Source organism: Nostoc piscinale CENA21 (assembly GCF_001298445.1).
GTDB classification, from domain to species: domain Bacteria; phylum Cyanobacteriota; class Cyanobacteriia; order Cyanobacteriales; family Nostocaceae; genus Nostoc_B; species Nostoc_B piscinale_A.
In genome coordinates this window covers 1,095,636-1,122,119 of record NZ_CP012036.1, presented here as the reverse complement: position 1 = coordinate 1,122,119, position 26,484 = coordinate 1,095,636, and the positions used below count along the sequence as shown (strand labels likewise).

23 protein-coding genes, 2 tRNA genes and 3 pseudogenes are annotated in these 26,484 nt (G+C 40.8%); 11 read left to right on the top strand and 17 right to left on the bottom strand.

Annotated features, from left to right (window positions below; genetic code table 11):
* Positions 1-68: 68 nt before the first annotated feature.
* Complete coding sequence (gene queC / locus ACX27_RS05005) at positions 69-764, top strand: 7-cyano-7-deazaguanine synthase QueC (protein ID WP_062289244.1); 696 nt, start codon at positions 69-71, stop codon at positions 762-764.
* A 106-nt stretch (positions 765-870) separates the two neighbouring features.
* Here the strand turns inward: queC and ACX27_RS05000 are convergent.
* Together ACX27_RS05000 and ACX27_RS04995 are read right to left on the bottom strand one after the other, a co-directional pair.
* Positions 871-2,216 (bottom strand): annotated as a pseudogene (locus ACX27_RS05000) (hemolysin family protein).
* 98 nt (positions 2,217-2,314) lie between these two features.
* Complete coding sequence (locus ACX27_RS04995; RefSeq protein ID WP_062289241.1) at positions 2,315-3,013, bottom strand: hypothetical protein; 699 nt, start codon at positions 3,011-3,013, stop codon at positions 2,315-2,317.
* A gap of 191 nt (positions 3,014-3,204) precedes the next feature.
* Here ACX27_RS04995 and ACX27_RS04990 point away from each other — a divergent pair.
* A tRNA-Ile gene (locus ACX27_RS04990) sits at positions 3,205-3,277 on the top strand.
* A gap of 166 nt (positions 3,278-3,443) precedes the next feature.
* Here ACX27_RS04990 and ACX27_RS04985 read toward each other — a convergent pair.
* Positions 3,444-3,861, bottom strand: a pseudogene (locus ACX27_RS04985) (hypothetical protein).
* Positions 3,862-3,961: 100 nt separating this feature from the next.
* Between ACX27_RS04985 and pyrE the strand changes: the two are divergent.
* Entirely contained in the window at positions 3,962-4,582 is a 621-nt protein-coding gene (pyrE, locus tag ACX27_RS04980; protein ID WP_062289238.1) for an orotate phosphoribosyltransferase, read from the top strand.
* A 70-nt stretch (positions 4,583-4,652) separates the two neighbouring features.
* Here the strand turns inward: pyrE and ACX27_RS32245 are convergent, their stop codons facing one another.
* Positions 4,653-4,808: a hypothetical protein gene (locus ACX27_RS32245; RefSeq protein WP_158507345.1), complete on the bottom strand. Its 156-nt coding sequence runs from the start codon at positions 4,806-4,808 to the stop codon at positions 4,653-4,655.
* 170 nt (positions 4,809-4,978) lie between these two features.
* Here ACX27_RS32245 and ACX27_RS04975 point away from each other — a divergent pair, with 170 nt between their 5' ends.
* Together ACX27_RS04975 and ACX27_RS33350 are read left to right on the top strand one after the other, a co-directional pair.
* Positions 4,979-7,618 carry a tetratricopeptide repeat protein gene (locus ACX27_RS04975; RefSeq protein ID WP_083468672.1) on the top strand — a complete coding sequence of 880 codons (2,640 nt, stop codon included), beginning with the start codon at positions 4,979-4,981 and terminating at the stop codon, positions 7,616-7,618.
* A 492-nt stretch (positions 7,619-8,110) separates the two neighbouring features.
* Complete coding sequence (locus ACX27_RS33350; RefSeq protein ID WP_235526507.1) at positions 8,111-8,311, top strand: hypothetical protein; 201 nt, start codon at positions 8,111-8,113, stop codon at positions 8,309-8,311.
* 36 nt (positions 8,312-8,347) lie between these two features.
* Here the strand turns inward: ACX27_RS33350 and ACX27_RS04965 are convergent, their stop codons facing one another.
* The 4 genes from ACX27_RS04965 to ACX27_RS04950 all read right to left on the bottom strand — a co-directional run bounded on the left by ACX27_RS04965 (position 8,348) and on the right by ACX27_RS04950 (position 10,083).
* Positions 8,348-8,737 carry a PIN domain-containing protein gene (locus ACX27_RS04965; RefSeq protein ID WP_200929955.1) on the bottom strand — a complete coding sequence of 130 codons (390 nt, stop codon included), beginning with the start codon at positions 8,735-8,737 and terminating at the stop codon, positions 8,348-8,350.
* Positions 8,724-8,969: an AbrB/MazE/SpoVT family DNA-binding domain-containing protein gene (locus tag ACX27_RS04960; RefSeq protein ID WP_062289231.1), complete on the bottom strand. Its 246-nt coding sequence runs from the start codon at positions 8,967-8,969 to the stop codon at positions 8,724-8,726. The genes ACX27_RS04965 and ACX27_RS04960 overlap by 14 nt, the downstream gene beginning before the upstream one ends.
* 208 nt (positions 8,970-9,177) lie before the next feature.
* The gene (locus ACX27_RS04955) at positions 9,178-9,717 is read right to left on the bottom strand and encodes a hypothetical protein (protein WP_062289226.1); all 540 of its coding nucleotides are present in this window, start codon (positions 9,715-9,717) and stop codon (positions 9,178-9,180) included.
* A gap of 153 nt (positions 9,718-9,870) precedes the next feature.
* Entirely contained in the window at positions 9,871-10,083 is a 213-nt protein-coding gene (locus ACX27_RS04950) for a hypothetical protein (protein ID WP_062289222.1), read from the bottom strand.
* A gap of 408 nt (positions 10,084-10,491) precedes the next feature.
* Here ACX27_RS04950 and ACX27_RS04945 point away from each other — a divergent pair, with 408 nt between their 5' ends.
* Positions 10,492-10,764: a GlsB/YeaQ/YmgE family stress response membrane protein gene (locus ACX27_RS04945; protein WP_062289220.1), complete on the top strand. Its 273-nt coding sequence runs from the start codon at positions 10,492-10,494 to the stop codon at positions 10,762-10,764.
* Positions 10,765-11,099: 335 nt separating this feature from the next.
* Here the strand turns inward: ACX27_RS04945 and ACX27_RS04940 are convergent, their stop codons facing one another.
* The 7 genes and pseudogenes from ACX27_RS04940 to ACX27_RS35630 form a co-directional block, all read right to left on the bottom strand.
* Positions 11,100-12,365 (bottom strand): glutamate-5-semialdehyde dehydrogenase, encoded by a 1,266-nt coding sequence (locus ACX27_RS04940; RefSeq protein WP_062289217.1) that lies wholly within the window; start codon positions 12,363-12,365, stop codon positions 11,100-11,102.
* Between the two features lie 4 nt (positions 12,366-12,369).
* The gene (locus ACX27_RS04935; protein WP_062289215.1) at positions 12,370-12,777 is read right to left on the bottom strand and encodes a hypothetical protein; all 408 of its coding nucleotides are present in this window, start codon (positions 12,775-12,777) and stop codon (positions 12,370-12,372) included.
* A gap of 517 nt (positions 12,778-13,294) precedes the next feature.
* Positions 13,295-13,366, bottom strand: a tRNA-Gly gene (locus ACX27_RS04930).
* Between the two features lie 123 nt (positions 13,367-13,489).
* Positions 13,490-14,047 (bottom strand): 6,7-dimethyl-8-ribityllumazine synthase, encoded by a 558-nt coding sequence (ribH, locus tag ACX27_RS04925; RefSeq protein ID WP_062298150.1) that lies wholly within the window; start codon positions 14,045-14,047, stop codon positions 13,490-13,492.
* A gap of 202 nt (positions 14,048-14,249) precedes the next feature.
* Positions 14,250-14,981 (bottom strand): cation diffusion facilitator family transporter, encoded by a 732-nt coding sequence (locus ACX27_RS04920; protein WP_062289212.1) that lies wholly within the window; start codon positions 14,979-14,981, stop codon positions 14,250-14,252.
* 329 nt (positions 14,982-15,310) lie between these two features.
* Positions 15,311-15,469: a hypothetical protein gene (locus tag ACX27_RS33345; RefSeq protein WP_235526506.1), complete on the bottom strand. Its 159-nt coding sequence runs from the start codon at positions 15,467-15,469 to the stop codon at positions 15,311-15,313.
* 31 nt (positions 15,470-15,500) lie between these two features.
* Positions 15,501-15,704: pseudogene (locus tag ACX27_RS35630) on the bottom strand (DUF3011 domain-containing protein); the annotation flags it as partial.
* Between the two features lie 619 nt (positions 15,705-16,323).
* On the opposite strand from ACX27_RS35630, the gene ACX27_RS04910 reads away from it, so the two are divergent.
* The 4 genes from ACX27_RS04910 to ACX27_RS04900 all read left to right on the top strand — a co-directional run bounded on the left by ACX27_RS04910 (position 16,324) and on the right by ACX27_RS04900 (position 20,928).
* Positions 16,324-17,691, top strand: coding sequence for a cysteine desulfurase-like protein (locus ACX27_RS04910; protein ID WP_062289206.1), 1,368 nt, complete (start codon positions 16,324-16,326; stop codon positions 17,689-17,691).
* 46 nt (positions 17,692-17,737) lie between these two features.
* Positions 17,738-18,970, top strand: coding sequence for an amidohydrolase/deacetylase family metallohydrolase (locus ACX27_RS04905; RefSeq protein WP_062289203.1), 1,233 nt, complete (start codon positions 17,738-17,740; stop codon positions 18,968-18,970).
* Between the two features lie 78 nt (positions 18,971-19,048).
* Positions 19,049-19,213, top strand: a complete 165-nt coding sequence (locus ACX27_RS32240) for a hypothetical protein (RefSeq protein WP_158507344.1) — start codon at positions 19,049-19,051, stop codon at positions 19,211-19,213.
* A 311-nt stretch (positions 19,214-19,524) separates the two neighbouring features.
* Positions 19,525-20,928 (top strand): hypothetical protein, encoded by a 1,404-nt coding sequence (locus ACX27_RS04900; RefSeq protein WP_062289201.1) that lies wholly within the window; start codon positions 19,525-19,527, stop codon positions 20,926-20,928.
* Positions 20,929-20,978: 50 nt separating this feature from the next.
* Here the strand turns inward: ACX27_RS04900 and ACX27_RS04895 are convergent, their stop codons facing one another.
* Together ACX27_RS04895 and ACX27_RS04890 are read right to left on the bottom strand one after the other, a co-directional pair.
* Positions 20,979-22,460 (bottom strand): site-2 protease family protein, encoded by a 1,482-nt coding sequence (locus tag ACX27_RS04895; RefSeq protein WP_062289198.1) that lies wholly within the window; start codon positions 22,458-22,460, stop codon positions 20,979-20,981.
* A 281-nt stretch (positions 22,461-22,741) separates the two neighbouring features.
* Complete coding sequence (locus ACX27_RS04890) at positions 22,742-24,670, bottom strand: alpha-amylase family glycosyl hydrolase (protein ID WP_062289194.1); 1,929 nt, start codon at positions 24,668-24,670, stop codon at positions 22,742-22,744.
* Between the two features lie 755 nt (positions 24,671-25,425).
* Here ACX27_RS04890 and ACX27_RS04885 point away from each other — a divergent pair.
* Positions 25,426-26,478, top strand: coding sequence for a hypothetical protein (locus ACX27_RS04885; protein ID WP_062298148.1), 1,053 nt, complete (start codon positions 25,426-25,428; stop codon positions 26,476-26,478).
* Positions 26,479-26,484 lie beyond the last annotated feature (6 nt).

The window sequence follows — 26,484 nt, the reverse complement described above, 5'->3', positions numbered from 1 at the left end:
CAGGCTGGCTGACAGTTTTTTTAATTATGATGTTTTGGCAATGAGAAATCTAAAAATTAGCAGCCAAGATGAAAGCCGTAATTTTGTTGTCTGGGGGATTAGACTCTTCTACTGTACTTTATCAAGCCAAAGCAGATGGTTGTGAGTGCTACGCAATTTCTTTTGATTATCAGCAGCGACATCGCCGAGAGTTAAACTCAGCGATGTTGGTGGCGCAAACTGCTGGTGTAGAAGAACATCAGGTGGTGAATTTTGACTTACGCAAATGGGGTGGTTCAGCACTGACAGATGAAAAAATTGATGTTCCCCAAGCACGTTCTTTGGAGGAGATGTCACAAAATATTCCTGCAACCTACGTACCTGCACGGAATACGATATTTTTAAGTTTTGCCTTGGGTTATGCAGAAGCGATCGCAGCTGAACGTGTGTACATTGGTGTGAATGCTTTGGATTATTCCGGCTATCCTGATTGTCGTCCTGACTACATCCAGGCAATGCAAGAAGTTTTTCGCTTGGGAACCAAACAAGGACGAGAAGGTAATGCAACTGCGATCGCCGCCCCCTTGATTCATCTCAAAAAAACCGAAATCATCCAACTTGGTAACAAATTAGGCGTTCCTTGGCATTTAACTTGGTCTTGCTATAGCGGTGCTGATATTGCCTGTGGAGTCTGTGATTCTTGCCGCTTGCGACTAGCCGCTTTTGAAGAACTGGGATTACAAGATCCACTGGCTTATGCGGCGGGAGTGGGGAGTAAGGAGTAGGAGAGGGGGTAGACAAGGTTGAGAGATAAGGTATAAATCTTGCTTCCTTGTCTCCCTTGTCCTCCTTATCCTCCCTTATCTCACCTTGTCCCCCCTTCCCTTGCCTCTAAGATAAGCGTTGCACCTGAATTTGATGCAGTCTTGGGCCGACAATTGAGACTATGGTGAACTGAAGATTTTCGTATAAAAATATTTCACCTTTAGTTGGCATTTTCTGTAATTGATAAAGTAAAAAACCGCCTAAAGTTTGATATTCCCTAGCTAGAGGCAAACTGAGATTTAAGACTTCGTTGAGGTCTTCGAGGTTAATTTGTGCTTGTACTAAAAATGTGTCTTGATCCACAATTTCAATTAACAAGTCTTCGTTGTTTTCCCGTTCTCCTGTATTGCCAATAATTTCACCAATTACGTCTTGAATGGTCACTAGCCCTACAGTCCCGCCAAACTCATCAACGACAATGACCATAGCTGGCTTTTCTTGCTGCATCATTGGCAAGAGTTCACTCAAAGGTGTGTTTTCTGGCACAAATCGGGCGGGACGCATCCACGGTTGGAGATGGGATGTTAAAGTGAGTTTTTCTATTGCCAAGGGTTGGGCTAAATCTCGAAAGTAAACAATCCCGCGAATGTCATCTAGAGATTCGCCAATGATGGGGTAGCGGGAGTGACCAGTAGTGGTCATTTCCTGGAGTAAATGCTGGAAGGTTGCATCTTTGGGTAAAGCAATAATGCCATTGCGAGGAATCATTACATCTTGGGCGGTAACATCACCAAATTCAAAGACATTATTCAGTAATTGACGTTCAGAATGTTCTAAACCAGTAGATTCTCGTTCTGTGGCGATGATCATCTGTAATTCTTCCGATGTCACAGGTGGTCTCCAACTTTGACCTGTGTATTCAATGCCAAAAATGCGTAACAAACAACGAGTTGATTGGTTGAGAATCCAGATGAAGGGACTGAAAAAACGAACGATCGCTTTAACTGAAGGGCCTAAAAATCGCGCTAATTGTTCAGAATAGAGCAAAGCCAGTGATTTTGGACATAATTCTCCTAAGACAATTTGCAGATAAGCTACCAAAAAAAAAGGCCAGGGGAATTGATAGTGAATGGGAAATAAACTTAGTTGTCGTTTCTGGTAAAGGCCAAGATTTCAGCCATGTTTTTACCAGCACCACAATTGTACTTTCACCAATCCACCCCAGTGCCAAACTCGACAGGGTAATGCCTAACTGTGTTGTTGATAGCAGCCGATCAATACTGCGTTGTAATGTTTCGACTGCGATCGCTTGTATGTCACCAGCCTTGACTAACTGATGAATCCGCGATCGCCTCACTGTCACCATCGAAAACTCTGCCGTCACAAAAAAAGGCATTGATGGCAATCAGCAGTAGTACTGATAATAATCGCAACCCTACATCTGCCCAAGTTAAACCAGGAAAACCAATCACTGCCTAAACTCGTGTAAACTCTCTTAAAGTAAAAGGTAAAAGGTAAAAGTAAAAAGAATCTTTTGCCTTTTTACTTTTTACTTTTTACTTTCCAGTCTTTACCTTGCTACAGGGATGTCAGCAACATCTAACTTGAGTTTTTGTGCAGGATAATCTGTCAAAGACAAAGAGACTTTGTTCACATCATCCAGTAAAGCTGTAGGAATAATCACTGTACCGGAAAATGTTGGGCCATTTGCGGGTAATTCTGCGGGTAAACCTTCTGTACTAGCACTCAAGGTTCTGCCTTTGTCGTCGGTCACATCTAAGAAACTATACAAAAAGCGCACAGAATCTTTGCCTTTGTTCTGCATTTTGACTTTCAAAAGTAAATCGCCTCCAGAGTAACGCGCCGATTGCACTGCAAAAGTTACACCTTCACTTTCTGCACTCACCGGAAATCCTGGTTGGGGTTTTTCTTCAACTACTTCCTGTGGCTTTTCTTGTGGCTTCTGTTTTTTATTGATTTCTTCGTCTTCGTCGTCTAATTTTTCTGATTTAGTAGCTTTCGCCTTACCGTCAATCCGAGATTTAACAATTTTTAATATTTCTTCTTCTTTTAATAAAGTTACTCCTGGCTGTTGGGAGTTATTGGTCTTAGCACTGGCGAATTTAGTTGTGGGACGACCATCTGGGGTTGACACTCCTTTGAGAGCTAAACTTCCCAAATTGAAGCCTAAAAACGCACTGACAGACCCTGCGCCCAACATCAGGATTAACAGAACCAAAGTCAGTATTACAGTAGAATTTATTTTCATCGCTGACAAGCTGTTGCTGAAGAATGCTGGTCTATATTAAGAGCATTGAAGTTATGTACCTCAATCCTTAAACGAACTTAATCAATCATAGTTTAGGACTATTTCATAATTAAATTATGTAGTATAAAAATCTGATAAACTGTGGTACTAGGGTAGACAAGTAGCAAACTTGAGATAGAATTAGTATTCGACCAGGGTTGGCCGAGCGGTTGAGGCAGCGAACTCATAATTCGCCCCAGGCAGGTTCAACTCCTGCACCCTGGATTGTTTTAGTGCTGAGTGCTGAGTTGAAAGTGCTGAGTGATAAGTTTTATCAAACAGAATTCAGGAGTCAGAAGCCAGAATTCAGAATTATAAAACTTCGGCAAGCTTCTAATCATTGCCTATTAACTACTCAGCACTCAGCACTCAGCACTCAGCACTCAGCACTCTAAAAACGGAATTCTGTACCGACTTTGAGCTTGTCACTATTTAAGCGAGGAGATGACAGTAAGGAACTATCATAAGGATTGGGTAAATCTGGTGTGCGTAGATAAGGGTCATTACCGGCTTGCTGAGTCATTACATCTCGATAGAGGGTGTTGATCAACTCACCATCACGGGCTATTTCATTTTCTGGGAAAGAATCCTTGAAACCGGAACCATTACCGAGAAAATTTTGTAACTGACGTTTAGGTGTGTTATTTTCGTAAAAAATTGCGATCGTGACGAAAATAAGCTCGCTCAAAAGCTTCATTAGCTGTTTCATAATTAGGTGTATCTGTTTCAGCAGATGCCACCGCCGGAAAAATTAAACCAGTCGCTAAAAGTACCAAAAGACCACCAAAGGATTTAAATTTTATACCCATTCCCTTAACTCCTCAATTTTGATCGAATCTTAACTTATGCTTAATTGCAGAACTCTGATGAGTTCAACCTTTGGTGTAGCACAACTGATTATCATTTGTAATGACGCATTCTACTGAAACCCCTACCCAGGCTGATATTTGGGCGGCCACTGCTGACTTAGCCACTCTGCGCCACAAGCTACTAGACTTATTTTGCCAACTCGCCTATCAAGAAGGTGATTTTGTGTTGGCTTCAGGACTACGTAGTACCTATTACATTAATAAAACCCAGGTAACACTCCATCCCCAAGGCGCTTTAGCCGTTGGACGTTTACTATTTCCCTTACTACCTGCGGATACTGAGGCTGTAGCAGGTTTAACACTAGGCGCTGATCCCATTGTGACAGCAGTGAGTGTGGTTTCTGTTTATGAAAACCGACCCATACCAGCACTAATTATTCGCAAAGAAGCCAAAGGTTACGGAACGAAAGCTTATATTGAAGGCCCAACTTTGCCTGAAGGTACAAAAATCGTAGTTTTGGAAGATGTGGTGACTACTGGTCAGTCTGCCTTAAAAGCGGTAAATCGACTGAAAGATGCAGGATATATTGTTGAGCAAGTAATTGGACTGGTAGACCGCAAGCAAGGAGGCGCAGAACTTTACCAGTCTGTTGGTTTAAAGTTTGAAGCGTTGTTTGGAATTGAAGAAGTTCAACAACGGTATCGGGAATTGCTTGTTTAATTGGCGCTAGAACGAAGGTTATATCCCTGACTTTTTGAAAAAGTCGGGGATATAAGACAAAATTATGAATTTAGTGGTGCGATCGCTCCAAATCATTCTCCTCTTTTTTCAGCAATTCCCACATCAGGAAGGCAAACTCAATCACAATACTTGAACCGGGAATGAACAAGTCAGCAATTAGGGGAATCAGAAATAACACAACCGCCTTCAGCTTTTTAGCTTTCATTCGCTTTACCTCAAACGCTGAAGCAACGGTAAATTTGGGGTAGTGCGAGGAAGCAAAAGGCGCTGTCTGTGGGCGGTGATGCGTGAATATGCGGAGATTTGAGTTTGGGGATGCTAGATTAAGTTTGGGGATTCCCGAAACTTTGTCGCAAATTTGGGCAAGAATAACCTATGGCGCGTGTTAGCTATGGTGATGAAGTCGAAGCGCGGGTAAAGAAACTTTTAGAAAGGTTTTTGGCTTATGCCAATGATGAGTTAGAAGACGGTGAACTTTATAAAATTGCTCACAATTGGGAAACGCCGCAGCAAGTCATAGTGAGAACACAGCTAAGAGTGCTGGCGGAACTTAGCAGTTTAACCACAGAACAAGTCCGAGACTCACTAAATGCACTGAAAGATTTTTTAAACATTCTCGAAGATTTGCGCGAACACAAGCAAGGTTCAGCAGACTGGCACTTTCGCCTAACGCTTTGGCATGATAAAAGCGACAAACACAGGAATTTACAGAAATTTGAGGCAGAATGGCAACGCCGACGAGAAGAATTACCAGGCGTGCAGCGTGCGGAAGGTAAGAAAACTAAATCCTTGCCTACCCGTTACGAAAATATTCCCTTCAGTGGCGTGGTGGAGTTTGTCGGACGTGAAACGGAATTGCAAAACCTCCATCGTTTGTTGCGGGATAATCAACAGGTAGCCATTGCAGCTATTGCGGGGATGGCTGGAGTTGGGAAGACAGAGTTAGCTTTGCAATATGCCAATTCTCACCGCGTCACTTATCAAGGCGGAATTTGCTGGTTATCCGCAGTGCAGGATGTGGGAGTGCAACTGGTGGATTTTGCTCGTAATAAGCTGCAATTGAACATCCCAGATGATTTAGATTTAGCTGCGCGAGTGCAATATTGCCTCACAAAATGGCATGAGGGTGAGGTTTTACTGGTAATTGATAACGTTACTAACTATCGAGAGGAAGTTCGGTGTTATTTAGAGTCTGTTCCGGCTCGGTTTAAGCAGTTAATTACCACGCGGGAGAAATTACAACCGCCGATAGTGCGATTAGATTTAGATGTGCTGACACCACTGGCGGCGATGCAGTTATTAAAATCGATAATTGGTAGGGAAAGACTGCGACGTGAGCCGTTAGTTGCGCGAAGACTTTGTAAGTGGTTGGGATATTTGCCACTGGGTTTAGAATTAGTCGGGCGTTATTTGTTGGGTGATGAAGAGTTATCCCTAGCAGAAATGCTGCAAGACTTGGAAAATGAGCGTTTGAAGAATCCGGCTTTAGATGAAGCTCAACCGGAAATGACTGCTAAGTTGGGTGTTGCTGCTGCTTTTGAGTTGAGTTGGCGACGGTTGCGAGAAAATGCTCAACGTTTAGGCTGTGTTTTGAGTTTATTTGCCTTAGCTCCGATTCCTTGGGAGTTGGTGGATGAGATAACAATAAATGATGAGGCGCACAATTGGAAACAAGCTAGACGTGAGTTGTTACAGTTACATCTAGTTCAGTCTAAAGGTGAGGGAATCTCTCAACTATATCCCTTGCTGCGGGAGTTTTTCCAAGATAAGCTTACAGGTTTAGAACAGGCAGAGAAATTTAAGCGATCGTTTTGCGGAGTAATGGTAGGGGTTGCTAAAGATATTCCTGAAACTCCCACCATTCAGCAAATTAAAGATGTTGCACCGAAAATACCTCATTTAGCAGAAATAGCGAACAATCTCATTCAATATGTCAGCAATGAAGATTTACTTTGGCCATTCGTCGGTAACGCTCGTTTTTACAATGGTCGAGGATTGTATAACCAAGCTATAACTTGGTCTGAACAGTGCCTAGAAATCGCCAAAAAACGCTTAGGGGAAGAACATCCATCTGTCGCTACTAGCCTCAACAACCTAGCGGAACTTTATCTTTACCAAGGAAAATATAGCAAAGCCGAACCTCTGTACCTCCAAGCTTTGGCACTAAGGCGATATTGTTTGGGAGAAGAACATCCAGATTTTGCTATAAGCACGAATAACCTAGCGTATATCTTCTTGAATCAAGGAAAATATAGCAAAGCTGAACCTTTATTTTTGCAAGCTTTAAAACTAATGCAAAATTTGCTGGGAGAGGAACATCTATGTGTTGCTACCTGCCTCAAAAATCTAGCATTACTTTATAATTTCCAAGGAAGATACTGTGAGGCTGAACTGCGATCCCGGCAAGCCTTAAAATTAATACGAAATTTGCTGGGAGAAGAACATCTAGATGTTGCCTCCTGCCTCAACAACCTAGCGTTAATTTACACATCCCAAGAAAGATACAACGAAGCTGAACCCTTTTACCTGCGAGCTTTGGAATTAACACGAAGCCTACTGGGAGAAGAACATCCAAATTTTGCTAGTAGCCTCAACAATCTAGCATTAGTTTACACATCCCAAGAAAGATATAACAAAGCTGAACCCCTGTATCTGCAAGCCTTGGAACTCACACAAAGCCTTCTGGGAGAAGAACATCCAGATGTTGCTAGCAGCTTAAATAATTTAGCCGAACTCTACTTTTTCCAAACAAAATATAGTAAAGCTGAACCCCTTTATCTGCAAGCTTTGGAAATATGGCAACGCTCACTAGGAAGCGAACATACAAATGTTGCTCTAAGCCTCGGTAATCTTGCAAAACTCTACTTCTTCCAAAGAAAATATAGTAAAGCCGAAATTTTTTACAGTAAAGCTTTAAATATTTTAGAAAGGAGCTTAGGCGTAAATCATCCTAATACTATAACTGAGCGTGAAAATTTAGCATATGTGCGCGATCGCCTCAACTCACAACAGTAAAATTCAAGTTCCCAACCTCATCAATCAACCTTTTATCTCCAAGTTTCGTGTACTGAACTCAAAGTTTCATGTTCTGAACTCCAAGTTTCGTGTTCGGAACTTAAAGTTTCATGTTCTGAACTCCAAGTTTTATGTTCCGAAGTCGGAGTTTTGTGTTCTGAACTCCAAGTTTCGTGTTTTCAAGTGCAATAATGATGTTATGAAGGCGATCGCTCCATCTTTTTACTCGAAGTTTTGTGTTTTTAAGTGCAATGATGGTATTGTGAAGGCGATGTCTGACGACAAGCCGCAAGCGTCTACGCTCTAGTTTAATTGTAGAATGATCAGAACCCTAATGAATTAGTACAAACTTACCGATGAATCAAGAACTGACTCAAGCGATCGCTTCTGAAATTCAATTATTTCAGAATATCGAACAGAAAGAAAACTTTCTTTTTTTACTCGGTGCTTTAATGACTAAAGTAATTAGCTTAAAAAAAAGCTGCGGAAGTTATGCAGCTAGAACCAGCAGAATTACTCAAAATTTTAGACTTGATGGGAATTGAGTTTTCCTATCTCTGTGAAGAAGATGTTGCTTTAGAAAAAAAACTGGTGAATGAATGCAGATTGTTCTTAATTTTTCTGAAGATTAATAATACTAAGGGCGATCGCTCTACCTTTTTACTCGAAGTTTTGTGTTTGCAAGTGGAATGATGGTGTTGTGAGGGTGATCGCTATGGCAAAAAAGCATTACTCAAAAACATCAAACCCCTTCTCGTTTTGCAATTTTCTATCAAAAGTTGCTGTCGAACTACACTGAAACTGTCGAGCGATCGCACCAATTAAATAATCAGAAAAATCAGCCTTTCCTTGTTGAAATTGCTGCAATGCTTGATAAATTACAGAACGATTTTCAAACTCAAACGTCAAACATTGCAACATCAAATTTATAGCATTGCTAATTTCTTCTCTGCTAAATTGATAAGGCTTTCCTCGTAAAACCCAAACGAATTCACAAAGAACTATATTCGCTACAAAACATTGCTCTCCGCTTTCGATAATTTCACTAGCCTGTTGCCATTGCCTTTCATCATCCTTTGTTAAATAGCGCACTAAAATATTTGTATCAACCGCAATCACTGGCACCTTCTTGAATTGCTGTTTCCATTTCTTCTAAAGTTGCACTTTTGGTTCCCGGACGATGTAAAATCCCAGATAAAGTTTGCACAGGAACATTGAGTGGAATTAACTTGACTGCACCATTTTCATCAATAACAAAATCAACTTTACTGCCTGCATCAAGATTAAGATAATTCCTAATTTCTTTAGGAATAGTTACTTGTCCTGTAGTGGTGATGATAGTGCTAACCATTACACACGTTCCTCATAGGCTTTTTCTTGGCATTATGATAACAAATGTCAGCGATCGCTCTACCTTTTGAGTCGGAGTTTCGTGTTTGCAGGTGCAATGATAGTGTTCGGAAGGCGATTGCTCCTGCTCAAAGTGTAAAGTGAGGGGCGATCGCTTACAAGGGTCATGGTGGAGAGTAAAATTAGCTTACTCCAAAAGTGCGATCGCTTTAACTTTTCATCTCATCAATGGCTTTCTTGAGTTCATCTTTGGTCATATTGCTACGACCTTGGATATTGAGTGATTTTGCTTGCTCATACAATTCCTGCTTTGACGGCTCATGGTGAGATTGATGCTCAACTTCAGCCATTGCCTTTTCAATAGCTGGAGTCCATTCAACATGCTGTTTACCTTCTTTTGAAGCTTTTTCTTTAATTTGCTCTGCTTCTTGCTTTTCCGCATCGCTCAATTTATCCCAAACTGCTTTCGGGAGATAACGCTTAGTCACACCATCTTCACGAGCGCGGTCTTCACCATCTTGAGTTTGCCAGTCTTGTTCTGACCATTTTTCTAATGATTGTGCAGCTTCGTCTTTCTTTTCTTTTTTATAGCCGCCGCCTTGTTTTTCGTATTCTTTGACTAGCAGCTGACTTTTACGTGCAGACCACTGGCCGGGCTGACCACCTTTATCAGATTTGAGAATTTCTTCCTTGAGTTGACGGCGTAACTCAGGGTCAGTATATTTCTCTGCGTAATTATCCTCAGCCATTTTACCCTGTGTGATTACTGTGTGATGAGAGCGTAGATGCTTGCGGTGAGGCAGTTCAAGTCTTGGCGGTTCCCGTCGAGTTGAAACTGCCTCACCCGTTCGACGAAGTCGTTCTCGAAGAGTAGGGCTTGTCGTCAGACATCGCATTCTCTGTTATATTTTTCTATCTGGGTCTGCTTGGGGCAATATCGATTTATCTTCATCTAAGGTTGGTACAGGTACACCTAACATTCGTCTTGCAGATTCTTCTGCTAATTGTCGGTCTTGCTCGTTGTCAAACTGGCTTTCATCTAATAAATATTTGTGTCTGATGGCTTCGTCTCGATTTGAGCGAGCGCCGTTTTTCCATCTGTAATTGAATGCCATAAGTTAAAACACACTAAAATTGTGCTTGAGTTTTACTGTATTGATCCTATGTAGTTAATTGAGGGTTGCAATCTACCACAAGTTGAAATAAATTCCCATTTCTCTTGTTAAGAATGTTCACAATTGTCATTTCAGCTTAATTCTTCTAGTAGAGGATAGAGCTAATGAGAAATGCCTATACTGCAATTACCAAGCAATGAATTAATCAGCCCGTAGTTTCACAGCAGCTATGGGCTGTTTCTTCAGTTTTTATCTATCTTGATTTCGGCATATACCAAAAGAAATGGCAACAATCCAACTACCACTTCAGGCTATGAATAATTAATGCTGATGATAGATTGGCTGCACATATCGAACTTGTTAATCTGTAATTGTCAGAAAAAAACATTAACTAAAAACAACAAACACATGAACATTCTTGCTTGGATTATCTTAGGCTTAATTGCTGGTGCTATTGCTAAAGCTATCTACCCTGGTCATCAAGGCGGCGGCATTCTGGGAACAATTTTGTTAGGTATTATTGGTGCATTTGTCGGTGGTAGCTTAGGAGTATTCTTCAGTACGGGAAATTTTGCTCTAGCAGCTCCTACTCTTAGCATCCCTGGTATTTTAGTGGCAGTTTTAGGTGCCATTGTCGCTGTCTTCTTGTGGAACTTGTTAACTCGTCGCAGTGCTGTTTAATTTAATTGACTGTAATTTATATTAAGCATCAGGGAGCTTTTGTTATTATTTTATCCCTGAATTTATTTGAAAAATAATAGCGTTAGTTTACTTAAAACTAACGCTATTATAGTTTGTATTAGTAAATCAATAAACCCCGCAGACTGGAAGTCTGAGGCTATACAAAAAAAGCCTGCACTTCGACAAGCTCAGTGACCACCTTCGCAGGCTAATTATATGCTTACAGTTTTGACAAAACAGAATTTGGCGGATTTGGGCAGTAAGTGTTGATACAAAGGTTGATTATCCGAGTAGGTAACTAAAAATACTGAGTTAACCAAGCGATCGCTAGCATTTTAAAATCTACCATTTCCTTGAATAATGTGCTTGACGGTAGTCAAGGTTTCCAAGCTAATAAATCCGCGACGGTGGCCTTTTTGGTTAGACATTCCTAAGAATACTGAGTCTCCTCGTGAAGGGTTGCGTGAGAATCGAGGGGAAGTGTTGATGTAGGTAGAGGCGCTATTCACCCCCAGGGCAAACTGTCGGCTTTCTTGATAAGATTCAGTCACAATACAGTCAGCATGATTGCTACTGTATTGGTTAATCCAAGCGATCGCACTTTCTAAACTATCCACTAGTTTAAAGGCAACAGTCTTAGTTAAGTAGGGATTGCCCCATTCGCTGTCTTTGGCTAGTTGTAGTTGGGGAAAAGCTTCGACTAACTCTGCATCACCTTTGATTTCAAAACCTTTTTCCTTCAAACTATTCCACAGCACAGACAATGATGATGGCATAGCTTGGCGGTGAATTAAGACCTTTTCAATCGCATTTACCGGGTCTGGTTCGCTTTGATGGCTATCAAGAATCATCCAGCGTACCATCTCTAAACTGCCATTGAGCGACCAGTACAGGTAACAGTTGCCCATTGCGGATTTTAACACTGGGCAAGTTGCTTGTCGCATTACCTGTTGCACCAAGCTGGAACGTCCGTAGGGGATAACTAAATTTAGGTACTGGTCTTGGGTAACTAAATCCCGTACAGAAGCACCATGTTCGGCGGTGACTAGTTCTACGCAACCAGGTGGTAGTCCCACTTCTTCCACGGCATTTTGCAGTACCTCGGCGATCGCAGCGTTAGAATGACTAGCTTCTGTACTACCTTTAAGGATGATACTATTGCCAGTTTTAATGCACAAACCTGCGGCGATCGCACCTAAATCAGGAAATGCCTCATAAACAAAAGCAATCACTCCCAAAGCCATCAATTGCGAGTAACTTTGAGAGTCTTCTGGTTGATAGTCAGCATTCCTGACTCGGCGCAGAGGATCTGATAGTTCACCCAAACGCCGTAGTATTTCGACAGTGGTTTCTAGTCGTTTGGGGGTGAGTTTCAGCCAATCTAAAATCAACTCTGGTACAGCCATTTCTTTACTAGCTTCTAAATCCAGAGTATTGGCTTCTAAAATATCATCAAAAGACCTTTCTATAGCCTGCGCCATTGCCAACACAGCTCGACTGCGGTCTACTCCCTTGGTCAAACCCAACTTCAAGGAAGCCTGAAAAGCGCGTTTGGCGCTTTTCATTGGTTCAGGGTAATCTTGTATAACTTCAACGGTCATTGGGTTAACGTCGGTAGGTAAGCCAGACCATGAGTGCTGGCAGAATAGCTAATATCACTGCCACTATTGCCCAGGCAACAATGCTGGAACCTTTGGCTAATTTCAATGCTAATGGTAGCCAAATAATCACTAGTACAAAAATAATGCCCAGAGCGATTGGCAGATAGCTTTCTCCCAAGCGGGGATGAACAACATGCCAAGCATTTCCCGCCCAGCGCCAAGACCGCTTGTAGGGATAAGTGGTCGACAGTTGTTCAAGGATATGCCCATTATCTTGGACAACAAAGATTTGTTGACAGCGATCGCAGCCAAATGCTTCTGTAAGGGTAATCGGAACTAACCGTCCCCGACGGCGGCAGGGACAGGGATATTCCTGGTTAAAGTCAATTTTTTCGGGTTTTTGATGATGCACAAGCGTTCTACTAACTTGAGCGTGTTTTTCATAAGTTGGAGATTTTCTTTCCCGGCTGAATGCCTTGGGAATTGGCGAATCTCACAAGCAACTGTTTATATAAATAGCGAAGTCAGGTAAATACTGCCATGATTAACAACAGCGTTGATTCCCAATTTTAAAAAAATAGGTATATATATCTGTTGTCTGGTGCTGTAGCTGGCAATCTTGTTGCAAGATTTCCGGCTGTGCATCTGTGGCTTTCAAAGTAATATCGTCCAACTTTTGGGGCATTTATTGTGCTTACATATCTAATACAATTCTAAGCTTACGCCGCAACTACTAGGAAAACCAACTGTTGCACAAGGCTACTTTGACAATCTAGTAATTTTTCTGGGAACACTTTTTAAATTCTACCGAGCATGAAACAGAAAGCAGGATATTTTTTTCCTGATTTTTGTTCACTTAATAAAAAGCATAATCGGCTGAAGCTTATTAACTTCAACCAACTGAAAACTTCTAATTTAACTTTTTTCAGAGCGGGTAACGCGATTCGAACGCGCGACATCAACCTTGGCAAGGTTGCGCTCTACCACTGAGCTATACCCGCAAACTTCACATTTACTATGTTGTCAGATATTTTTTGATTTGTCAACCCCTAAGTTTTAGTCAATAGCCAATAGTCATTTGTCCTTTGTACTTTGTGATTAGACCATTGACCATTGACCATTGACTACTGACTGTTAACGATTGACTCTTGACCTGGAGCAGCAGGTAAGGGCTGGGGATTTAAAGTGTACGTCTCTGTGAGGTTAGAGCGTAACTTCCGCATCAGGCTGGCCATTTCTAGAGCGTTCATGGCATAATCCCAGCCATGATTCGCTTTAATTCCTGCCCTTTCTAGGGCTTGCTGCATTGTATCTACTGTCAAAATGCCAAAAATTACCGGAACTCCGGTTTGAAAGCTGGCGGCGGCAATGCCTTTGGCTACTTCCGAAGACACATAATCAAAATGGGGCGTTTGTCCGCGGATAACTGCACCTAAACAAATGATTGCATCATAACGCTGGGAAAGTGCTAGTTGACGTGCAACAATTGGCACTTCAAAACTTCCCGGAACCCAAACATAATCGACTTGATTACCGTGGGGGTTGGGGTCTACACCATGACGTTTTAAGCAATCTTGACATCCTTCAAGCAGCTTTGCAGTAACAAGGTCATTAAATCGACCAATAACCAGCGCGAAACGCAAGGGTTCAGTTTGAGTAAAAGTTCCCTCAAAAACTGCCATAACTGCCTCTTCATCAACTATACTCTTGCCAATATACATTTCTTCTCTGCCGATGGTTGAGATGAAGCGCACAATTACGGCAGAATTCAGAAGCCAGAATCGGCTATATTTTTTAGACATCTTGCAGAATAAACTGCTGTAATTATTTCTATATTCTCCTGATTTTTTCCCAAGTGATTCTGAAATATTACTTCATACAAATCTATCGAATCATCTCTTCTAGAGATGGAAATAAAATTTTCTCTGCTTGGGCGCGATCGCTACATTCTTCGGCTGGTAAACTACACATACAAGCAGCATTTGTAATATCGGTAATTTGACCGCGCAAGCATTTTATACTCTGAATGACTAAATACGCTGCAAAAATAGCTATTAGTCCAGCTACTAATAAACTAATGACTCCATCTGCCCATGTCCAATTTAGCCAAATAACTGCGATCGCAGCCAACACCGCCCCCACTGAACTAGCAACATCTGCCAAAAGATGCAGAAAAGCACCCCGGATATTCAAGTCTTGATGACTGCATCCATGTAAATATAAAGCATTAAAACTGTTAATGCCCAAGCCAATCAAGGCTGTGGTTAACATTGGGATACCGAGAATCTCAACATCTGGAGATTGCAACCTTTCCAAAGCTTCTTTGACAATCCAGCCCGCAATACAAGCTAAACTAATCCCGTTTATCAAAGCTGCCAAAATATCTAATCGGTAGCGTCCTAATACATTGTGCTTCGATATCGATTGAGATAACCAGGAAGCCACTAATGCTAAACCCAACGCTGCGACATCCGAGAGAATGTGTTCAGCATCGGCTAAAAGAGACAGGCTGTGACTCCAAATTCCTGCACTCAATTCCACACAAAAAAACACACTGAGTAAAACTAAGGCAGTCCACAAAGCCTGAAATTTTTGTTTCGCCTGGCTTGATTGCATCGAATCTGACCTGATATACGTACTGGAGTTTCTCTCCAATAATACGATATCAGTCAGATACTCTCCCTCTGACAGCATCATTCCTGAGATACCTGAATACCTGTAAATTCTCGTATTTAATGTACCAGCCTCTCGGTTAATGATTAAGTAAATCAGGTTTAATAGCGGGTAAAAATCAATCTTGATAACAATGTGTAATGGCGTGACTGAATTAAAACATAAAAATAAAAGCGATCGCCTAAATTGAGTGATTTATGTTCTAGAGCGATCGCCATCTGCTAAAAGTAGTATTTTTCAGATAGTAGTGAATGAATATTTCCCACTCACAGTTAACTATCTGTTATACCTATCATTTCTGTCATACCTATCATTTCTGTCATACCTATCATTTCTGTCATACCTATCATTTCTGTCATACCTATCGTCTCTGTCATACCTGTCATTTCTGTTATATCTATCGTCTCTGTCATACCTGCCATTTCTGCCATTACCAACTGCAAACTCAGCGCGACAACCATTTCGTACCCAGATCCGATTTCCGCGGTAGCCCCAATTGTCTCGACAACTAGCGTTAGATAATTGTCTAACAAACCTTACTCTACCTCTACCGGGAACAGAACAAGTATTTCTCTGATTATCTCGGCTAGAACAAGTTATAATCTCTTGGGCTGAAGCCGGGGTGGCAGAGCCTAAAAGTGTACCGATGCTAATACTAGCAGCCATGAAGGTAGCTGCAATTATGGGAAAACGCATAACCATATCAACTATTAGACTGATTCAGTAATTTTCAACAAGAACTATAATAATTGTAGCGAAATAAATTAATAGGTAATTTTGCTATTAAAATTCCATGTAAATGTTCTTTGAGCCTAGAAAAATGAAGAATTCAGGAGTCATAAGTCTGAATTTTGAAGAATAAATCAAGCTTTTCTGGGATATAAATTTTAATATTTTAGGAGTAGGAGTTATTAAGCTCTGAGAACTACTATTGCTGTATTTTGTATTCTTACCAATAATTAAATATTATTAACTAGATTTAAGCAGAAACACTTTTTACGGAATTAATAGTTATCTTGAACCTGATGGTCAAGTATATTTTCTGCTGAGATATTCTAGCCTAATCAAAGTCAGGAGAAATATAGGCATCCAGTTTGATTTCTAAATTTATTTGTGCAGATAGGGAGTAGGAAAGAAAGCTTGTCTAGGTGTCCTGATTTTTTTTGAGAAATCAAATATGATTTCTGTATCAAATATTACTGTTATAAAATTACTGGCCATTACCTTGAATAAACTGCGGCGCTAACTAGATATAAGTAAAACATTATTAACTTAGGAGTCTGCGATGGAACCGCTTGACTTGAAATGGATACGTAGCCAGTTTCCAGCACTAACACAAAAAATCAATAATCAACCTGCTATTTTTTTCGATGGGCCGGGTGGGACTCAAGTACCAGGGGCGGTATTAGATGCGATGAATGACTATCTGGTGAGGTCAAATGCTAATGCTCATGGGTATTTTGCCACCAGTGCGCGTACAGATGCTACTATTAACTCTGCTCGTGCAGCGATCGCCGATTTTCTCGGATGTGATAGTGATGAGGTGGTATTTGGTGCAAATATGACCACTCTCACCTTTAGTTTGAGTCGGGCAATTGGTCGAGAATTGCAGCCAGGTGATGAAATTATTGTGACGCGGCTAGATCACTACGCCAACGTTTCTTCTTGGTATGCGTTGGAAGAAAAAGGTGTAATTATCCGCGTTGTCGATATTAATGTTGATGACTGCACCTTAAACATGAATGAACTAGAACGGTTGATTAACCCAAAAACAAAGTTAGTCGCCGTCAGTTATGCTTCTAACGCTGTGGGTACGATTAATGATATTACTGCGATCGCAAATTTAGCTCATAGTGTTGGTGCTTGGGTATTCGTCGATGCAGTTCACTATGCACCCCACGCCCCAATTAATGTACATAGTTTAGATTGCGACTTTTTAGCTTGTTCTGCTTATAAATTCTTTGGCCCCCACGTTGGCATTTTGTATGGTAAACGAGAACATCTAGAACGTTTGCAACCATATAAAGTTAAACCTGCACCCGATGAAGTTCCCTCACGTTGGGAAACAGGGACTTTGAATCATGAAGGTTTAGCTGGGGTAGTTGCAGCAATTAACTATTTAACTAAACTTGGTTGTCATGTTGCACCTGCAATTGATAATGAACTAGTTACAGCTTTAATTGCAGCCGATAAAGAAGGGTTACAAACCTTTAGTTGTCCCCGCTTTCTCAAATCATCAGAACCAGCAAGTATCACATCGGCCTATCACAGTCGGCGTGCGGCGTTAGTTGCAGCCATGTCAGCTATCCAACAATACGAACGGGAACTAAGTCACAAATTAATTGCTGGACTCTCAGAAATTCCTGGGTTAAGCTGCTATGGCATCACCGACTCGACTCGTTTAGCTTGGCGGACACCAACAGTAGGTGTAAGACTAGCTAATAAAACCCCTGAAACTATCGCCAAAGCATTAGGCGATCGCGGTATTTTTACATGGCATGGTCATTTTTATGCCCTAGGTTTAATAGAGAGGTTAGGTGTAGAAAATAGTGGTGGTTTACTGCGAATTGGTTTAGCACACTACAACACCGTCGAAGAAATTCATCAGTTGTTGTATCTGTTGCAAGAAATAGCAGAGCTTCCTGATGATTAATTTCTCTTTTTCAAGATGCGGGGTTAAGATAACCCCGTGAGGTTTTATGGAAAATCACCTAAAATATTACGATTTAGTACTACTTAACGGCTGGGTAATTGACCCCAGTCAATCACTGAATGGTCGTTTTGATATTGCTATCCGTGATGGCAAAATTGCCGCAATTACCAAACAACTAAAAACTTATAAATCCCAGCTAACATTTGCAGCAGGTAATTATTTAATCTGTCCTGGGTTTATTGATTTACACGTTCATGTTTATGAATGGACAACAACATTTGGTGTGCCGTCCGATGATGTTGGGATTAATGCTGGTGTAACCACAATTGTTGACCAAGGTAGTAGTAGTCCGTTTACATTTACTGGCTTTAAATCAGATATTGTCGAGAAATCACAAACAGATGTCCGTAGTTTTCTGTTAGTTAATCATGCCACATCCCAAAGGATTGGTGATACAGTTTCTGGGTTAGAAAGTCCCGAAAAAATAGATATAGAAACCTTAATTAAAGTAGCGCAAGCCAATCCCAAAATTGTGCGCGGCTTTAAAGTCCACGCTGATTCTGGCTCAATATCACGCTGGGGAATGGACGTACTGAAATTAGCAAGAGAAGTAGGCGATCGCACTAATTTACCCTTATATGTTCACACTGGAGAATTGTTTCCGGTAGACGAAGCTAATCGCCCAAACCCCGAAAAGGTAGTAGAAAATGCACTGTCATACATGAAACCTGGAGACATTTTAGGTCACTGCTACAGTTGTCAACCAGATGGGTTAATGGGAAAGCGCACTCAAGTTCCAGAATGGTTGTTTGCAGCGATTGATCGGGGCATATTATTAGATTTAGGACATGGATTAAAATTCAGCTTTGATACTGCAAAGCGAATGATGGCACAAGGTGTATTTCCTCACACTATTAGCAGTGACGCTCACGGTAATTTCAAGAAACTGCATGATGATTCAACGCTGAATTATAGTTTGTGTGGTGGAATTTCTAAATTAATGGCATTGGGACTAAATTTAACAGATGCGATCGCTGCTGTCACCATCAACCCAGCCCGCGTTTTAAAAGCTGATGCAGAAATTGGCACTTTAAAAGTTGGTTCTATTGCAGATATCACAATTCTCAAGTTAGTTGAAGAGGATTGTTTACTTTTTGACGCTATAGAACAACCATTAAAAGCGAAACAAAGACTCATTCCTGTTGCAGTGCTGCGTTCCGGTAAGTTAATTCAACCTAATTGTCGCCTGTTACGAGATTTAGTAGCAATTACCATGTAATTCTGCACTACGAGCGTATAGGAAATTGTCATTAAAGTTACAGCTTATTTGTACTTTGCAGAGAGTTAAGATGTAATTTTGCAATCGCATTTCATCTTTCAACCGCCACAATCACAATGTGAGCGATCGCATTTCATCTTTCAATCATCACAATCACAATGTGAGCGATCGCATATTATCTTTCAACCATCACAATCACAATGTGAGCGATCGCATTTCATATTTTTACCCTCACAATTGTAATGCCTGCTTTCCTTAAAACTTTTGCGGTTTTGATGATGATATCATGTCCGGCAAATCAGTTATGATTCAGCATATCTGTGCAGAAAGACGAAACTTTTTCTCCCCCTGCACCCTGCTTGTGGTAACGACAGATGTGGCATTTTCTCTGACACCATACGTGTCCACTGTTTGAGGTACTCATTTTTTAGCATTTGAGCCTCTGTTTGACTTTATGAGTCTGCTTTTATTTTCTGACTCTGTAAATGAATACTCACATCCTTGTAAAAAACCTACACCTGTCAAGACAACAAAAAAAAATAGCCTAATCAATCATGAAAATTTATGCACCTAATATTCATTTATTCACCTTCCAACTTTACAAAATTTCTAATCTTGACTTAACTAAATCACAAATAGATAGACACTTGATTTGGACAACTGGTGATGAAATAGTCCACAGAACCCTCAACAAAGATTTACATTTATATCAACGTCTAATTAATGTTGATACAGAATCAAATAATCCCCGGCTTGACTTACTCAAAGACCCAATACAAGATAACTATGCTGTCACATTTGATGGTCAAATTTCTCTAGATCATCAAAATCAAGACTTATTAATTAAAGGCTTTGCTTATCCTTTAAGACTTCACGACAGCTACGGTTTATGGTTAAATCTACGCCGTCCAGAAAAAGAAAATAACATTGAAACAGACGACTTAGATATTGCTGTTTTCAGTAAATTAAATCCTCACAACTGCTTAATTGTTAAAGAAAATCCTTTATTTCTCGGTCAAACTCTACTAATTACTGGTTGGTTAACAGGCGCGAAAGATAAAAAAATAGTCCAACAAATAGCCAAAGAATGTTTAAAATCTATCTTTCACAGCTACCCTCTATCGTCATTTAACCGCCAAGGTGAATTATTTGGTAGTCCAATATTTGAATATGGTTTATTTAGCCAGATAGGAAATTATCAACATGTTTTAATTTGGTTATTTGCTGATGGAGAGGCAGATACTAAGTTTAATCAGTGTTATCAAGAGTTATTAGATTTATGGTTCTTTCGGACAAAATCAGTCAAAGCTTTTAAAGACAGCAGAGAAATATATAAAGCTTTAGATTTAGCTTATCTGGAAGTAGAAACAATTCTCGAAAAATTCCCAAAACTAGAAGATAAACAATTTAGAAATCATCTCAATTTAAAAGATTTAAAAACACAATTAAAAATCTTACCTCAATTATCATTGAACTACACTCGTCTATTACGAAATCTAGAAGAATATCACAACACTATTATTATTAACACAAATAATTACAACGAAAGATTACAGCAAATTCGGGATTTAACAAATAGTGATCTTACTTTTTTAGAAACCTTCAGCCAAAAAAATAGTCCTTACTTCCAACAACAAATAACCGCAGACTTGGGTTACTTTCATCACGGTTCAGCATTGTTAAGCCAAGCTATCGACTCAATTCGCGGCATAGTAGAAATAGAACAAGCAGAACGCGATCACTCTCTAGGAAATCTGATTCAAATCTTAGGTATCGGCTTTGGTGGTGGTGCGATCGCTTCTGGGATCATTACCCAACACATCGATAAAATCAGTCAACCAATACCCTTGGTTTCTCTCAACAACCCATCCTACCCTGTGTATGCCTCTTGTTTCTGGAGTGCGATCGCTACTTTATGCTTTACCGCCTTGGGTTGGCTAATCACTAAATGTAAATAAAAATGGGTAAGGTTGTACACCCTACCCATTTTTGCAAAACCAATTTAGAATTACCCAATGCCTAAACGCCCAGCTAAACCGGGGGTTAAAGGCAGAAGAGTGGCAATCATTAAGAATAGTGCCAACAGACCTAAAGCGGCTCTAGCGTCATCGGGTTCGCTAATTTCGTTTAAGCTGGGGCGTTCTAAGTCACGTTGTAAAAACAGAATGACAATTGCCCAGTACATTGCCAAGGTGTTACCGAGAGAAACTAACGCCAGCAAAATCAAAGTGGCTAATGTGGTTCTTCCCGCAGTTTTGCGCCCGTAAATTGCTTGCACGATGCGTCCACCATCTAAAGCACCGGCTGGCATCAGATTTAAAGCGGTGATGACTAAGCCTAGCCAACCAATAATTACTAAAGGATGGACGTTAACTAAGGGTGATTGTAAGGCGGAACCGAGGACGACTCGCGCCAAGCTGCCGACTAAAATGGAGCCTTGGAAAAATTGATTGGGTAATTGAAATAAACTGCCTGGGTGGGAAAGCAATAACCCGGCAATTAACATGATTAAAGAGACGATACCGCCAGCGGCCGGCCCTGCCAAAGTAATATCAAATAATGCAGTGCGGTTGGGTAAGAGAGACTCAAAGCGGGTAATTGAACCAAAAGAACCAATTTGTACAGCAGGTAAAAAGAAAGGCCAGCTAAGACGGACTTGGTAACGCCGCGCTAATACCCAATGACCAATTTCGTGGGCGATTAAAATGACAAAAATGCCGAGGCCGATGGGTAAGGCTTGGGTTAACTTGGCTGGGTTGGCAAATAAATCAAAGTTGAGGAGTAACCCGGCAGTTTCTAAACAGGTAGCAATGGTAGCGATGAGCAGAATCCCGGCGAATGCTTTCTGCCCTGCGGTGGTGGGACGGGGATCGTTACGGCTAGGCAGTACAATCACCACAGGTTTACCATCTGTGTTTTCTACTAAAAACAGGCGATACTGCTCACCCAGACGTTCTCGCAAGTTGGCGCTGAGGCGGTTGTGAACTTCTTGGGGTTCGCCGCGTAAATTACCTTTAAAGATAGCGCCTTCTTGGTAGGCGATCGTTTCTGTGGCGAAAAATGTATCCAGACCAAAAATGCCTTTAATAGCATTTAAGTCAGTTTCGGGAATTGATAATACTTCAATTTTGAGTTCGGCGGTGACTGGTGATGCAGTATTACCTTCTGGTGTGGTATCAGCAGCCAGCCTTTCTGTTGCCCGTTGCTTGAGGATGGCATCTTGTCCCGCCGCCCGTAATTGTCTGCCAAGGTAGATGTACAATCCGGCAGAAGCTACTACTAAGAACAATATGCCAACAATGTTGAGATAAACGCCGGCAGCAAACAAACCAAAAAATAACAGCCAGGGAGTCATCAAAACCACTGACTGCAACCAGGCTAAGATTCCCAGTTTTCCAAAAGGTCTGGCGCGATAAAAGCCCCAACCTAAAATTCCGAAAGCTAATAATACAATGGCTGCAATTATAGGAGTCTCTGAGGAAGCAAACATTTCCAAACCCTTCGCTGTGAAAGACCAAGCCTAGTTGGTCAGGTGTGAGAAGCAGGAGGCAGCAGGCAGAAGGCAGCAAGAAAAGTATTATTATTCCTAGCATTCATACTTTCTGTCTGAAGCTCTATGCTTTTATTAATGTATAACGCCACCTGTTTTCCGCTCAAATCAATCGAAGGGAGAGGGGGAAATGGGAGACAAGGGGGACAAGGAGGACAAGGGAGACAGGGGGAGTTTGGCTGTCTCGCCTTTGTTGTATTTACACTTCAGACTTCAGACTTTTAAGATTCTCTGCCTGTTGCCCAGGTGTCGCGCCATTTGACTGTGCCTTCTTTGGCGACTACCCAACGACGGGGGGTGGTGTTTTCCCGCAGGGGCGATCGCCCTTCGCGCCACATGGCATATTTATAACTAATTAATTTGCCTGCACTTTCATCAAAGGGAATCTCGGCAAACCAAGTATTAGTGTTGATATATTCTAGGGGATAAGCTTTGCTAATATCCCAGTTGCCTAATTCTGGACAGTCACCTGTGACAACAATTATCTCCCCTGGTTGGGTCTGTACGCCATTCAGTTGCACCCGAATTATGGTTTGGCCTTTGATGCGTTCGCCTACGTGGCTGAAGACAATTACTCCCCGTTCTTCTAGGTGTAGGTCGTAAATTTTGCCATCTTTGACTTCGTATTTATTGCGGCTGATGACACAAGTATGTTCGCCGTCGGGTAATTCTGTCTCGATTTCTGGCAATGTGACTTCGCCGCCGCGGTTGAGGGCGACAAAACACAGGGAATCACGATAACGGCGGATGTAGCAGTAAACATCGGGGGTGATGTATTTTTGCCAATGGCTACCCATTGAAATGGCTGGGTTGAGCCGCCGTAAGCCGGAAAGTAAGCGGATGTAACGATAAATTTCGGTATCGTTGTCCCATTTTTCCATCATGGGGCGGTTGTAGGGGTCATTACCGCCGTTGGTGTCGTTATGCAGATACTGTTCTGTACCGTAATAAATGCAGGGAATACCACGGGATGTCATAATTAGGGCGATCGCTACTTTTAACATCGCTGGGTCAGGGTTCAGCGATTGAAAGCGTGGCATATCGTGGTTATCGATGAAGGTAATTAACTCGGTTGCACCGTTGTAGCGGTAGTCTTCATCAAAAATGTATTGAATTGTTTGAAATCCATTTTCGGAACCTTGGGCGAGGGCGGCGCGAATGGCAACACACAAGCCAAAGTCTAGAATAGTCATCCCGGAATTATTGGCAAATTCTAGAGAGCGATCGTCATTTGGCCCACTATAAATCCATTCGCCAAAAATAAACACATCTGGTCTGTGATTATACATATCACCTGTAAATTCTTGCCAAAACCAGATGGGCATGTGTTTTACAGTATCTACTCGCAGGGCATCTACACCCCTATCGAGCCATTGTTTAATTGCAGATTTAATATAATCCCGATATTCACTGTTGTTTTCGTTGAAAGTGGCTAAACCAGCTAATTCACAGTTCTGCACCTGCCATTCGTCTTCCCAGTTCTGCACTTCACCGTAATGGTGATACCAGTTATTCACATCATCATTGAAGTCGGCAATTTTTACGCCGTCATCATACAATTCACCTTTACTACCACTGGTGTCAGGGGTACTGTGGTTACAAACAATATCCAATACTAACTTCATATTCCGCTTATGTAACTCATCAATTAAGCGGTCAAAGGTAGTATTTCTAGTTTCTTGGGTTTCATTTAATGAAGGGTTTTCATCTTTACCAATATACCTGGGATTGATGCGTTTAAAATCTTTTGTCCAATAGCCATGTATGGCTGCATTTCCCACAAATAATTCTTCTACTTGCTCAAATAAAGGAGTTAACCAAATAGCGGTAACTCCCATATTTTTGAGATAGTCTAATTTTTCAATTACACCTTGCAAGTCGCCGCCCCAATATTTACCCCAGTCCTGCCCTGTGGGATCATACAATTCTGGGTTAATACCTTCGCTATTTTCGGGGTCGCCATCATGAAAGCGATCAACAACGATAAAGTAGATGGTTTCTTGGCGAAATTCAATATCTCTGGTGTAAAGAAATTCTAAATTAAGTTCTGTATCTGATGGTGGGGTTTCGATGAGAGCTTCGACTTCGGCTGTGGATGATTCTACTTTGTACTGCTCTGGTGAGAATTGGGATGGAGGTGTTTGCACCATAAAAGTTTGAATTTAAAGATTTACAATGTGTTGCTTTCTACTTCGGTATTATGCCATCCTGCTCTTGGTAAAGAAAATCTATCAAGAGCTAGTTTATATTTCTATCGTTGGATATATTTCCCTTGCTAGAGGTTGAAAAATCGTTGTTCTAGCAGTTCGCTTCTAGAGATTTAGTCATCAATATTAAATTAATCATAAGATTTTGACTTTAGTGAAAATATTGTGTTGTTAAAATTGTCAAGATTATGAGATACAAAGCACTCAAATTTTGAGTGTTTTTATTTTTATGTAGATAAATAAAATTTTAGGTTTTCTCAGTTTTATCTAATGATGAGAGAGTTTATAGAACTGTTAAAAAAAAAAATTATAAGTTGCTTTTTTTATGGTAATCATTAGCAGTAGATGAATGAGGAAATTGACAGAGAATAATCCCAAGTGAATTTTCCAATCATCGATTTAAGCCGGGATTGATGACTATCTAGGAATATTTGGGTAAAGGTATTACTAACATGACTTACGTAAAATTATTATGAAAAAATAAACCGCAAAGGGCGCGAAGGACACGAAGTTAAGAGAGTTTTAGAGAGTTATTGCGTAAGTCTGTGCTAATTATTATTTAGATGTTTCATTTGGAGGATGAAGAAAAGTAAGGAAATGCCATACAAGTAAATTTTGATATTAATGATTTGAGAAAAAAAATTCAAGCGATCGCCCATTTTAACCAAACTGATAAGCAAGCAAAAGAGGTAAAATTTATGACTAAATATGATAAGGTTTTTAACTCACAAAAAACACTAACAGAATCTTTAACACCAGAAGAAGCTGTAGCTGCAATTGCTGTGGTAACTGCGATCGCAGATGCGTCGGTGGAAGAAATAGATCCCGAAGGTTTAGCTGGGATTTTGTGGCAATTTGAAGTTTTTGAAGAATATTCCGAAGATGAACTAGTAGAAATCGTTGACAAACTCATCGACATCGCAGAATCACAAGGGCTAAGTCCGTTGTTTAATACTGCTAATGAATCACTCACCGAAGAAGTCGTATTAGATGGTTTTGCGGCTGGAGTAGTGACACTTTTAGATGAAGAACAATTCACTATTCCCAAAAGTAAAGAACCTTTCTTGAAAAAGTTACAGGAAGCTTTGGAATTGGAAGATGAAGAAGCTGATGAAATCACTAAAGAAATAATTGCAGCTTTTCAAGCAGGAGAAAACGCAGAATATTTGGATGAGGAAGAAGGCATACTAACGGAGGTAGAATATGTCGAAGATGTTTATGAATCGCCTTTAGGAAATTTTACAGTCCCGATTCCGGTTGACGCAGAACAAGGAGGGAGAATTCAAACGCAAGAAGGTGTAGTGGGTTTTTCTGATGACTTTGGAACTTTGCTAAGAATTGATTATTATCCCATACCGCCAGAACAGTTAGAAGAATTAGAATCGGAAGGGCAGGAAGAATATTTAAAAACTATTTTAGTTGATAAATATGTGCCACAGGCAATTTTGGCAAATCTACCAGATTCACAAATCAAGTATGGCGAGTATTTAGAAGATATTTTTGCAGGCGCATATTACGCCTTGGTTGATATGCCTAAAGGCTCAACAATGTCTCAACAAGAAAATAACGGTAGTTCTACTAGATTAGATGCGTACCGTGGATTGTTGACCTTTATTAATGGCGAGTTTTTATATATAGTTAGCAGCCAACGCAGCTTTTTAAATGGCGAAACACCAAATGCGATCGCTGAAGAAGCTGAGTATATTAAAGATAATATTTTGTCTTTTGTGGAGACGATGGAGTTTAGTTAATCTCCC